The organism is Streptomyces sp. NPDC046712 (assembly GCF_040645695.1).
Classification (GTDB): Bacteria; Actinomycetota; Actinomycetes; order Streptomycetales; family Streptomycetaceae; genus Streptomyces.
The window spans coordinates 42,946-54,278 of record NZ_JBEYYW010000035.1 but is presented as its reverse complement, the minus strand read 5'-3'; the positions used below and the strand labels follow the sequence as shown (position 1 = coordinate 54,278).

10 protein-coding genes are annotated in these 11,333 nt (G+C 70.4%); 4 read left to right on the top strand and 6 right to left on the bottom strand.

Annotation, left to right across the window (positions count from 1 at the left end; translation table 11 throughout):
* Positions 1–44 precede the first annotated feature (44 nt).
* The 4 genes from ABZ939_RS32675 (at position 45) to ABZ939_RS32660 (ending at position 5,092) form a co-directional block, all read left to right on the top strand.
* Complete coding sequence (locus ABZ939_RS32675) at positions 45–497, top strand: nucleoside deaminase (protein ID WP_361863383.1); 453 nt, start codon at positions 45–47, stop codon at positions 495–497.
* Entirely contained in the window at positions 490–1,398 is a 909-nt protein-coding gene (locus ABZ939_RS32670) for a 2-oxoglutarate and iron-dependent oxygenase domain-containing protein (protein WP_361863380.1), read from the top strand. The genes ABZ939_RS32675 and ABZ939_RS32670 overlap by 8 nt, the downstream gene beginning before the upstream one ends.
* An 89-nt stretch (positions 1,399–1,487) precedes the next feature.
* Positions 1,488–3,548: a hypothetical protein gene (locus tag ABZ939_RS32665; protein WP_361863378.1), complete on the top strand. Its 2,061-nt coding sequence runs from the start codon at positions 1,488–1,490 to the stop codon at positions 3,546–3,548.
* Between the two features lie 5 nt (positions 3,549–3,553).
* Positions 3,554–5,092 carry a hypothetical protein gene (locus tag ABZ939_RS32660; protein ID WP_361863375.1) on the top strand — a complete coding sequence of 513 codons (1,539 nt, stop codon included), beginning with the start codon at positions 3,554–3,556 and terminating at the stop codon, positions 5,090–5,092.
* 39 nt (positions 5,093–5,131) lie between these two features.
* On the opposite strand, the gene ABZ939_RS32655 is transcribed toward ABZ939_RS32660, so the two are convergent.
* The 6 genes from ABZ939_RS32655 to ABZ939_RS32630 form a co-directional block, all read right to left on the bottom strand.
* On the bottom strand, positions 5,132–5,659 hold the full coding sequence (locus ABZ939_RS32655; protein ID WP_361863372.1) for an SRPBCC domain-containing protein: 528 nt from the start codon (positions 5,657–5,659) through the stop codon (positions 5,132–5,134).
* Between the two features lie 37 nt (positions 5,660–5,696).
* Entirely contained in the window at positions 5,697–6,773 is a 1,077-nt protein-coding gene (gene ccsB / locus ABZ939_RS32650) for a c-type cytochrome biogenesis protein CcsB (protein WP_361863370.1), read from the bottom strand.
* Positions 6,774–6,784: 11 nt separating this feature from the next.
* Positions 6,785–8,467 (bottom strand): cytochrome c biogenesis protein ResB, encoded by a 1,683-nt coding sequence (locus ABZ939_RS32645; RefSeq protein WP_361863367.1) that lies wholly within the window; start codon positions 8,465–8,467, stop codon positions 6,785–6,787.
* Between the two features lie 3 nt (positions 8,468–8,470).
* Positions 8,471–9,208 carry a cytochrome c biogenesis protein CcdA gene (locus ABZ939_RS32640; RefSeq protein ID WP_361863364.1) on the bottom strand — a complete coding sequence of 246 codons (738 nt, stop codon included), beginning with the start codon at positions 9,206–9,208 and terminating at the stop codon, positions 8,471–8,473.
* A 4-nt stretch (positions 9,209–9,212) separates the two neighbouring features.
* Positions 9,213–9,818: a TlpA disulfide reductase family protein gene (locus ABZ939_RS32635; protein WP_361863361.1), complete on the bottom strand. Its 606-nt coding sequence runs from the start codon at positions 9,816–9,818 to the stop codon at positions 9,213–9,215.
* A gap of 95 nt (positions 9,819–9,913) precedes the next feature.
* Positions 9,914–11,164 carry a hypothetical protein gene (locus ABZ939_RS32630; protein WP_361863358.1) on the bottom strand — a complete coding sequence of 417 codons (1,251 nt, stop codon included), beginning with the start codon at positions 11,162–11,164 and terminating at the stop codon, positions 9,914–9,916.
* Between the last annotated feature and the right edge of the window lie 169 nt (positions 11,165–11,333).

Sequence of the window (11,333 nt, the reverse complement as noted above, 5' to 3'; positions counted from 1 at the left end):
GGAGCCGATGACGTGTCGGGCCCGGTTCGGGGAAGAGTCCCGGCATGGACCAGGACCAGGCACGTCAGTGGCTCGCCACCGCGCTCGCCGAGGCCCGGGCCGGGCTCGCCGAGGGCGGGATTCCGATCGGGGCCGCGCTGTACGGGGCCGACGGGTCGCTGCTCGGGCGCGGGCACAACCGGCGCGTGCAGGACGGGGACCCGTCGACGCACGCGGAGACCGCCGCCTTCCGGGCGGCCGGCCGGCAGCGTTCGTACCGGGGGACGACGATGGTGACGACCCTCTCCCCCTGCTGGTACTGCTCCGGACTTGTGCGGCAGTTCGGGATCTCGCGGCTGGTCGTCGGGGAGGCGGAGACCTTCCACGGCGGCCACGACTGGCTCGCCGAGCACGGGGTCGAGGTCCTGGTACTCGACGATCCCGTATGCACCGCCCTGATGCGGGAGTTCATCGACAATCATCCGGCTCTGTGGAACGAGGACATCGGAGATGAGTGAGGCGAGTCTTCCGACGATCGATCTGACCCGCGATCCGGCCGGGCAGCTGCCCGCCGTCGACCGTGCCCTGCGGGAGGCCGGCTTCCTGCTGGTCACCGGGCACGGGATCGACCCCGGCCTGCGCGCGGCCATCCGCGAGACGGCCCGCGCCTTCTTCCACCTCCCGCCCGCCGTCAAGGAGCCGTACGCGGTGCGCGTCGGCGGGCGCGGCTGGCTCGGGCCCGGCGCGGAGGCGAACGGGTACGCGGAGGGCACGGTGACCCCGCCCGACCTGAAGGAGTCGCTCTCCTTCGCGGCGGAGGAGCCGACCGGGGACGCGGCCGTGGACGCCGAGTGGTTTCTGCCGAACACCTGGCCCGCCGAGGTGCCGGAGCTGAAGCCGCTGGTGGAGACGTATCTGGCGCAGATGCAGGCCCTGTCGGACCGGGTCCTGGATCTGCTCGGTGAGGCGCTCGGCGAGGAGCGGGACTTCTTCACCCGGCACACCGGGCACCCCACGTTCGGCTTCAACATCAACTGGTATCCGGGGCGGGAGCGGACCGGGGAGCCGGAGCCGGGCCAGTTCCGCATCGGTCCGCACACGGACTTCGGCACCGTCACCGTCCTCGACCGGGAGGCGGGGAAGGGCGGGCTGCAGGTCTTCACCGACTCCGGGGGCTGGCAGGACGCTCCGTACGACCCCGCGGCGTTCACCGTCAACATCGGTGATCTGATGGCGGGTTGGACGGGTGGGCGGTGGCGGTCCGGGCGCCACCGGGTGCTGCCGCCGCCGGCCGACGCGCCCGCCGAGGAGCTGATGTCGCTGGTGTACTTCTACGAGTGCGATCCCGGGACGACGATCCACGGCATCGAGTCCCACACCTATCTGCGCGCCCAACTCGACGCAATCGCCACAGGGTGACAACACCCGCACAACAGAGTCGAAAAGCCTGCCGCTTTCCCAACATGCCGTCGATATCCTGGAGTTGACTGTGACGGGGGTGACGGCGCGTGGACAGAGAGCTGTACGGCCGCGAGGCGGTCTTCCAGGATTCCGGACTCGCCGCCCGGCTCACCGGGCTGACCCCGTACCGCTTCGCCCGCACCGCGTACGAGCACGGCGACGACCCGCCGGTCACCGTCTTCACCGGCGGGCGGGGCATGGGCAAGACGGCCCTGCTCAAGCAGTTGCGCAACGCCTACAAGGGGGCCACTCCGCTCGCTCTCCTGGACTGCGCGCACATCGAGCCGCCCGCCGATCACGGGCCCGGCTGGACCCCGCTCACCGGGGCGCTCGCCGAGCTCGCCGGACAGCTCGCCCCGCGCGGCTTCGCCAGCGCGGCGGTCGAGTTCCCGCGGCTGTCGCTCGGTCTGGTCGCCGTCGCCTCCACCAGCTGGTCGCGGGAGGACGAGGAACGGGCCCGGCGCGATCTGCAGCGGCTCGGGCCGGTCCTCGCGACCGTCGACGCGGCGAAGGGGGCCGGCGCCACCTGGGTCACCAAGGTCCTCAGCAAGCTGGCCGCCAACTTCGCCGAGGCCACCGCGCCGATGGCCGGGCTGCTCGCCGAGGCGACCGTGGAGACCGTCCTGGAGGAGGTGTTCGGCCGCAGCCAGCGCAGATCGGAGAACTGGTACGGGAACTACCGGAACGCCGGCGGCCGGGGCAAGATCGGCCTCCAGTACCTCGCCAACGACTTCGAGCAGGGCGGTCGGCGCCGTCAGGAGGCCGAGAGCTTCCTGGTCGGCGCGCTCGTCGAGGACCTGTACCGGGCCTTCACCGGTCTGCTGCGGGCCGGCGCCCGCAGCGGCCGGCCCGTCCTCCTCCTCGACAACGCCCATGAACCGCTGGGCCGTCGGCTGATCGAACCGATCCTGCGGGACCGTGCCGCCGGGCGCCGCGACCGGATCGTGGTCTTCGCCTCCTCCCGGGTCCGCGACCTCGAGGGCATGCGCCGCGCGACCCGGCTGCGGCTGCCCGAGACCGCCCGCCTGGCCCCCTGCCCGCGCGGCACGGACGTCACCTCCGGCATCCTCGCCGTCGAACTCACCCCGCTCTCCCCCACGCACGCCCAGTCGGCCTTCGACCGCCACGACCCGGTCGGCCGGACCCCTGCCGACCTGGCCCGCGGCGTCCACCGGCTCAGCGGCGGGCGCCCGCTTGGGGTGACCCTGCTCGGCCGCACCGCGGGCGAGGCCCCCGCGGAGCTCCGCCCCGGCCTCACCCCGGGCGCGCTGCTCGACCTGACGGTGGAGCTGCGCGAGGACGCCCCGCCGGTGCCGGTCGCGCCGACACTGCTCGGCGAGCTGCTGCCCGGGGAGCACCACGGCCGGCTCGCGGTCCTCGCCGCGGCCCACGACGAGACCTCCGCCCGGCTCCTCGCCCACACGCGGCTGCCCGGAGAGTCCCCGGACGGGGACATGGCGCTGGAGGTCCGCGACCGGTTGCGTGCCGAGGGCTGGCCCGAGAGCCCGGAGCACTTCGTCGCCGATCCGCTGCTGCGCGCCCTGCTGCTGCACCGGCTGCGGTTCGAGGACGGCGAGGAGTACGCGACCTGGCGGGCCGTCCACGAGACCCTGCACCGGCACTACGACCAGGAGGGCGGGCTCCCCTACCGGCTGCACCACGAACTCGCCCTCGGCCGGACCCAGCAGGCCGTGACTCATCTGCGGGTCACGTTCCCCCGCCCGGACATCGAGGACTGGCTCGGCCGGCTGCGGTTCATCGCCTCCGCCCCCTACCCGCGCACCCGGGACCGGACGGGCCCCGACCCCCGCCGGGCCGTCGCGCTCGGGCAGCGGCCGCCCGACCTGATGCCCGCCGGTCTCGACGCCGACACCACCGAACTCCACCTGCGTCTACGGAGGTTGCTGCACGCGGTCTGGCTGCTGACCGACCCGCTCGCCCTGCCCGACGGCGAGGTGACCGAGAAGCTGGCGTTCGAGCTGCGCCAGCTGTCCGGCCGCCATCTGACGGGCAACAGACCGCTGTGGGACGCGGCCACCCATTGGCCGACGGACATCCGCGCCTGGCGGGAGCTCTCGCTGCCGCCGGCGCGCGAGGACGGAGTCTGAGGACCATGTTCGACCGGCTGCGCTTCCGCCTGTGGCACACCCCCCGTCAGAAGATCCTCACGGCGGTGGTGACGCTGACCGTCCTCCTCTCCGCGGTCGGCCTCGCGGTGGACCGCGCCACGACCCCGGAGGACCGTTCCTGCGCCGCGGGGGTGGAGCGGCCCCCGGGCAGTACGGAGTGCATCGGCGTCAACGGCGACGGCTACGACTTCGGCGTCTCGTCCCTGACCGAGGTGGCCGGGCTGATCCGCGAGGAGAACCGCGCCCTGAAGCCGGGCGAGTACGCGACGGTCGCCCTGCTGCTGCCGCTGACCTCGCCGGACGCCGGGATGCAGGTGAAGGTCCTGCACGAGGTGCAGGGCGCGTTCGCCCGGCAGTACCGCGCCAACCACGACTCCAACAGCGAGACCCCGAAGATCCGGCTCGTCCTCGCCAACACCGGCAAGGGCAACGCGCAGTGGCGTGCGACGGTGGACCGGCTGAAGACGATGACGGGCGGGGACGACCGGCTGCGGGCGGTCTCCGGGGTGGCCACCTCCTCGACCGAGATACGGCAGGCGGTGGCGGCCCTGACCGGTGCCGGCGTCGCCGTCGTCGGCACCACCATCACCGCCGACGACATCGCCAACGGCCCCGGCGCGGGCAACAACCGCTATCCCGGCCTCGCCCGCGTCTCCCCCACCAACGGCGACGAGGCCAAGGCACTGGCCCACTTCGGGAAGGTCGAGGCGTCGAAGGCGCTGCTGGTCCAGGACACCCGGACCGGCGACCACTACACGGACACGCTGAAGTCGGCGTTCGCGGCCTCGCTCAAAGGCGCCCCGTACGAGCCGCAGCTGTTCACCTCGCCCGCCGACCCGACGGAGGAGGGCACGACGGCGAACACATTCCGCCAGATCACCCATCTGATCTGCGACACGAGGGCGGAGACGGTGTTCTTCGCCGGCCGGCACACCCAGTTGCGGCAGTTCATCAACGCGCTGGGCGCACGCGGCTGCGCCGAGCGGGCGTTCACCATCCTGACCGGTGACGAGGGCTCGTACCTGGGAGCGGACAGCAAGCTCAACCGGGCCGCTCTGAAGGCGAAGCTGACCGTCCGCTACGCCTCGCTGGCCCACCCGGACGCCTGGAAGCCCGCGCCGGGCCGGCCTGTACCGGCGACGGGCGGTTCGACGGCCGCGTACGACACGTTCCTGGCGGACATCGCCCGGGCGTCGAAGAAGCCGGTCGCGCTGGCGGACGGCCAGGCGATCGTGGCGTACGACGCGATGGCGACGGCGGTCCACGCGATCCGCCAGGCGACCCCGCAGGGCGCCCAGTACCCGGAACTGGCGGACGTGGTCACGCAGTGGCCGCAGGTGAAGGGCTCGCTGCGGGTCGACGGCGCGAGCGGCTGGATCTGCCTGGACAACTTCGGCAACCCCTTCAACAAGGCGGTCCCGATCGTGGAACTGGCCCAGGACGGCTCGCAGAGGTTCGTCCAGATCGCCTGGCCGGAGGGCAGGCCCCCGACGCAGGACTGCCTGCCACCGAGGAGGGGCTAGCCCCTAGGGCCTGTCCGGCCCTGACCCGCCGGACAGCCCCTACGGCTCCCACTTCGGCCAGCGCGCCTCGTCCCTCGCGTACAGGTCCCGCAGATGCTGCCGGCGATCCGGGGTCCAGGTCCGCCAGTCCGTGGGCCGCCCCTCCAGCGCCTCGTCCAGGCGCTCGAAGTGGTCGTGCCACCCCGCGAGGAAGTCCAGCTTCTCCTCCGGCGTCCCACGGAACTCGTTCGTGAAACGCAGCACGGTCGACCCGCCGCCTCCGGACGGTTCCAGATGGAACCTGATCCGGCCGTGCGGCGGGCCGACCGTGTACTCGGCCACGAACTCCGGGTCCCAGGCCGTCACCTGCCCCGAGACCACCGTGTCTCCGTTCAGCCAGCGCAGCGTCACCGCTCCGCCGAGCCTCGGCTCCAGCGGATCCGCCTCGCAGAGCCACTGCGGCAGGCCCTCCGGCGTCGCGACGGCCGCCCACACCCGGATCATCGGGTGCGGCAGATCGATCACGTACCGCAGGTGATGCAGATTGCCGTCGTGGGTCTCGGACCTGCCCCGAGGTATCTCGCTCATACCTCCAGCGTCCCGCCGGGGCACGAGCCGTGCCAGCTCAGACGCCCGCGTACGAGTGCTTGCTGGTCACGAAGATGTTGACGCCGTAGTAGTTGAAGAGGAAGCAGCCGAAGGCGATGAGGGCGATGTACGCGGCCTTGCGGCCCTTCCAGCCGGCCGTCGCGCGGGCGTGCAGATACGCCGCGTAACCGACCCAGGTGATGAACGCCCAGACCTCCTTGGCGTCCCAGCCCCAGTAGCGGCCCCACGCGTCGCCGGCCCAGATCGCGCCCGCGATGATCGTGAACGTCCACAGCGGGAACGTCGCCGCGTTGACCCGGTACGCGAACTTGTCCAGCGTCGCCGCCGACGGCAGCCGCTCGAGGACCGAGCGGGCGAAGGCGCCGGGCTTCCCACCGTTCGCGAGCTTGTTCTCGTAGGAGTCGCGGAAGAGGTAGAGCAGGGTGCCGACGGCCCCGAGGTAGAGCACCGAGCCGCAGAAGATCGCCGTGGAGACGTGGATCCACATCCAGTAGGAGTCCAGCGCGGGAACGAGCTGGTCGCTCTCGGTGTACAGCACGGTCGTGGCGACGCCCAGGTCCAGCAGGACGGTCGTCACCAGCGGCAGACCGATCCAGCGCACGTTCTTCTTCGCGAGCAGGAAGGCGAGGTACACGCCGACCGCCACGGTGGAGAAGGTGGTGGAGAACTCGTACATGTTGCCCCAGGGGGCGCGCTGCACGGCGATCGCGCGGGCGATCACACCGCCCGCCTCGACCAGGAACGCGAGCGTGGTGAGCGAGACGGCGATACGGCCGTACAGATCGCCCTTGACCGTGCCGCCGGCCGCGCCGGGACCGTCGGGCACGTCACGGACGCCGGCGCCGGAGCGGGTGACGACCTTGGGCTTGTCCAGGACGGCGGTGCCGCCGGCCTGCCTGACCTGGACGGACACCGCCGGAGCCGGGGTGTCGACGGTCAGCGCGGCGGCCGTCCGGCCGACCTTGCTGCGGCTGCCGAACACCCACTCGGCGATGTGCGCCAGGAAGGCCAGGGTGTAGACGGCCATCGAGGAGTAGATGAGCGTGTTGCTCATCTGCGCCAGGCTCTCGTTGGTCTCGGCGGCGAGACTCACGGCGGCGAGATTCACTTCTCAGCCCTTTCGGCTTCTGCTGTGGCAGGTTCGGGCGCGGTCGGCGCCTGTGCGTTGAGCGTGACCGCGAGATCGGCCAGCTCCTCCGGGAGCTTGGCGGACTCGCTCCGGCCAAGACCCGCCATCTCGACGACGGTGACGCCGTCCTTCCCCCGAACGGCCCGGACCCAGACCCGGCGCCGCTGGATGAACAGGGAGCCGCTCAGGCCCGCGATCGCGGCGATCGCGCCCGCGAGGGCGAGACCGTTGCCGGGCTGCTGCGAGACCTGGAAGCTCGCCCACTCCTTGATGTCCTTCTCGAAGGTGATCGAGCCGGCACCGTCGGGCAGCGTCATCGTCTCGCCGGGCAGCAGCCGGTTGGCCTTGCCGGTGCCGCCCTCGACCTCGAACTGGGTCATCTTGGACTTGTCCAGCTGGTACACGTTCTGCGGCAGTCCGGAGTCCACGCGCAGATCGCCGTGGAAGCCGGTGAGCGCCATGACGGGGAAGTCGAGCGCCGGGAACTGCGAGAACATGTCGCCCTTGCCGGCGCCGGCGAAGGTCGGCACGAAGAAGGCCTGGAAGCCCAGCTGCTCCTTCTTGCCGTTCTTGTCGCGGTAGCCGTCCATCACCTTGATCGCGCCGGTAGAGGTGATGTTGTTGTCGAACGGCAGCAGCGGGACGGCTCCGTGGAAGACGACCTTGCCCCGGCCGTCCTTGACGGTGACCACGGGCGCGTACCCGTGGGAGATCAGGTACACCTTGGAGCCGCCGACCTGCAGCGGCTCGTTGACGCGGATGACCGCCTTCTTGTCCTTGCCGCCGGGCTCGGAGTACGTGACGGCGGCCTCGAAGGTGCGCGGGGTGCCGCGCTGCGGGCCGCTCTTCTCGTACGTACCGGTGAAGCTGTCCAGCTGGAAGCTGAACGGGGCGAGGTCATCGGTGCTGTAGAGGGAGCCGGACCTGAAGTCGTCGTACTGGGTGAGGGTGTTGGAGAAGCCGTCGCCCTCGACGATCAGCTTGCCGCCCTCGGACTTGAACAGCTGCCCCCACGCGAAGGCGACCAGCATCACGATCAGCGCGATGTGGAAGAGCAGGTTCCCGGCCTCGCGCAGATAGCCCTTCTCGGCGGCGACGGCGTCCTTGACGGTGTGCGCGCGGAAGCGGCGGCCCTTGAGCAGCGCGAGCGCGGCCTCGCGGACCTGCTCGGGCTCGGCCTCCGTGCGCCAGGTCGTGTACGCGGGCAGCCGGGTGAGGCGGCCGGGGGCGCCGGGCGGCAGGCCGCGGAGCTGGCCGACGAACTGCCAGCTGCGCGGCACGATGCAGCCGATGAGGGAGACGAAGAGCAGGATGTAGATCGCGGAGAACCACACCGAGCTGTAGACGTCGAAGAGCTGGAGTTTCTCGTAGATCGGCGTGAGCGTCTCGTGGGCTTCCTTGAAGGTCTGCACCTTCAGCTCGTCCGCGCTGGTCTGCGGGATGAGTGAGCCGGGGATCGCGCCGAGGGAGAGCAGGAAGAGCAGGATCAGCGCGACCCGCATCGAGGTCAGCTGGCGCCAGAACCAGCGGATCCAGCCGACGACCCCGAGGGTGGGGCCGCCGACGGCGGTCTCCTCCGTGGGTGCGGTGGAGAGCTGGGAGCCCGCGGCGCTCAGGTCTTCGCGCTCGTCGGTCTCGTTCGGGCTGGTGTTGCTCATGGGTCAGATCCCCGGAGTGAAGTCGGCGGCCCAGGACTGCATCTCGGACACGATGCCATCCCAGGCTCCGGTGACGAGCAGCAGGCCGGTGACGATCAGCATGATGCCGCCGATGCGCATGACCCAGACGTAGTGCTGCTTCACCCAGCCGAAGGTGCCGAGCGCCCGGCGGAAGGCGATCGCGGTGAGGATGAAGGGCAGGCCGAGGCCCACGCAGTAGGCGACCGTGAGCAGGGCGCCGCGGCCGGCGCTGGCCTCGTTGGAGGCGAGTGCGAGGACGGCGGCGAGGGTCGGGCCGATGCAGGGCACCCAGCCGAGGCCGAACAGCACACCGAGCATGGGGGCGCCGAGCAGTCCCGTCACCGGGCGCTTGCGGAAGCGGAACTCGCGGCGGGTGAGCCAGGGCATCGCGCCCATGAAGAAGGCGCCGAGAAGGATGGTCAGGGCGCCGAGCACCTTGGAGATGATGTCGCGGTGCGTCTGCAGGGCGCTGCCGAAGCCGCCGAAGAGGGCGCCTCCGGAGACGAAGACGACGGTGAAGCCGAGCACGAACAGCGCGGCGCCGCCCGCCATCCGGCCGCGCTTGGCCTCGGCCAGGTCGGTGCCGGTGACGCCGGTCACGTAACTCAGATAGCCGGGGACGAGCGGCAGGACGCACGGCGAGAAGAAGGAGACCAGACCGCCGAGGACGGCGATGGGCAGGGCAAGGAGCAGGGCCCCGCTGAAGACCGTCTCGTTCACCGGATCACTTCTCCGCGAGAAGCGGCTCGATCATCGAGCGGAGCTTCTTCTCGTCGAGGGCCATGAGGGAGCGGGCGGCGATCTTCCCGTCCTTGTCGAGGACGACGGTGGAGGGGATCGCCTGCGGGTTGAGCGTGCCCTTGGGGAATCCGTTGACGATGAGCTTTCCGGCCGGGTCGTAGAGGCTCGGGTACGGGACCTTGTAGTCCTCTTCGAAGGCGAGCGCGGGCTGCTTGTTGAAGTCGCGGGTGTTGATCCCGACGAACTCCACGCCCTTGGCCTTGAGCTCGTTCGCGACCTTGGTGAAGTGCGGGGCCTCGGCGCGGCACGGCGGGCACCAGGAGCCCCAGACGTTCAGCACGACGACCTTGCCCTTGAGGTCGGCGATGTCGAGCTGCTCGCCCTCGAGGGTGTCGCCCGCGATCGTGTTGGTCGCCTTGCGCTCGCCCTTGGCGACCGTGGAGACACCCCCCGTGTTGGTCACGAAGTTGGTTCCACCGCCGCCGCCGGACTTGCCGTTGTTGTCCGATGTGCAGGCCGACAGCGCGAGGGCGGCCGACAGCGTTCCGACGGCGAGCAGGGTGCGTCGAGAGGCACGGCTAAGGCTCATGTGAAAAGTTTCGCATGGGCGTTTGGGGGATCTTGGGCACCCCCCTGAGTGCCCGTAAAGCCCCTTGTCAAGGGGGCTTAAAGGGCATGTCGGGGTCAAGCGGGCCGCAGGAAGGTACTCCAGCCGCCGGCCGGGGACTGTCCGACCTCGAGCGTACGGAGCTTGGCGAGGATCTTGGGGTCCTGGACGTCCAGCCAGTCCACGAACTGCCGGAACGAGACGAGCCGGACGTCCTTCTTGCCCGCCATGCCCTTGAGGGCCTCCTCGACGGCGTCCATGTAGATGCCGCCGTTCCACTGCTCGAAGTGGTTGCCGATGTAGAAGGGCGCGCGGTTGGACTCGTAGGCGCGGGTGAACCCGGCGAGATAGGCCTCGGTGGCCTGCTTGCGCCAGCCCGGGTAGCGCGAGGGCATGCCCTTGGTCGTGTTCTTCGACTGGTTGGCGAGGATGTTGTAGTCCATGGACAGGACCTCGAAGGAGTGGCCGGGGAAGGGCACGGCCTGCAGCGGGAGGTCCCAGATCCCCTGGCGCTTGACCGGCCACATCTGGCGACCGCCGGGGGAGCTGGCGTCGTAGCGCCAGCCGAGCCGTTTCGCCGTGGGCAGCAGGTTGTCCTGGCCGAGGAGGCAGGGGGTGCGGCCGCCGACGAGTTCCTTGTTGTAGTCGAAGGGCAGCGGGTCGAGGTCGGTCCAGCCGCTGTTCGTCTTCCACTCGGTGACGAACTTCGTCGCCTGGTCGATCTCGCTCTGCCACTGCGCGGGCGTCCAGTTGCCGACGGAGCCCGAGCCGCCGCAGAAGTGGCCGTTGAAGTGGGTGCCGATCTCGTGTCCGTCGAGCCACGCCTGGCGGACGTTCTTGAGGGTGTCCTTGATGTGGTCGTCGGTGAGGTAGCCGATGTCGGAGGCTCCGACGCGGTTGTTCGGCGGGCGGTAGAGGTTCTTCTTGGACTCCGGCAGGAGGTAGATCCCGGAGAGGAAGAAGGTCATCGCGGCGTCGTGGTTCTTGGCGAGTTCGAGGAAGCGCGGGAAGAGGCCGTTGCCGACCTCGCCGGCGCCGTCCCAGGAGAAGATCACGAACTGCGGCGGGGTCTGACCCGGTTCGAGCGGCACGGGGGCGTCGGGCTGGTTCGGCTGCTTTCCGGTGTCGGCGGTGGAACCGTCACCGATGAGCCGGGCCTCTTTCTCGGTGGGTGCGGGCCCGCTCGGGGCTCCCGAGGCGTCGCCACCCTTACCCGGTCCGGAATTGCCCGACTTGTCCTTGCTGTTGGCACTGCATCCGGCGATCCCGATGGCCGCCGCGGCTCCAACGCCCGCTCCCAGCAGACTCCTTCGACTGATCCCGCGCATGACATCCCCATTCGCGCTGACGTATGACCGCAAGGTCATCCAATCCGACAATGAGTGAGATGCCGGGAGGAACACGGAGGTTCCGGGAAATAGCACAAAAATTTCAGGGCGACCAGATGACTTCATGTCATCCGATCGCCCTGAGGGGTGTACCCGAGGGAGGGCACGT

Bases quoted from the DNA above. Each gene is read 5' to 3' on its own strand.
- ABZ939_RS32645 (WP_361863367.1), bottom strand. From the start codon at position 8,467: ATGAGCAACACCAGCCCGAACGAGACCGACGAGCGCGAAGACCTGAGC.
- ABZ939_RS32675 (WP_361863383.1), top strand. From the start codon at position 45: ATGGACCAGGACCAGGCACGTCAGTGGCTCGCCACCGCGCTCGCCGAG.
- ABZ939_RS32670 (WP_361863380.1), top strand. From the start codon at position 490: ATGAGTGAGGCGAGTCTTCCGACGATCGATCTGACCCGCGATCCGGCC.
- ABZ939_RS32630 (WP_361863358.1), bottom strand. From the start codon at position 11,164: ATGCGCGGGATCAGTCGAAGGAGTCTGCTGGGAGCGGGCGTTGGAGCC.
- ABZ939_RS32655 (WP_361863372.1), bottom strand. From the start codon at position 5,659: ATGAGCGAGATACCTCGGGGCAGGTCCGAGACCCACGACGGCAATCTG.
- ABZ939_RS32635 (WP_361863361.1), bottom strand. From the start codon at position 9,818: ATGAGCCTTAGCCGTGCCTCTCGACGCACCCTGCTCGCCGTCGGAACG.
- ABZ939_RS32660 (WP_361863375.1), top strand. From the start codon at position 3,554: ATGTTCGACCGGCTGCGCTTCCGCCTGTGGCACACCCCCCGTCAGAAG.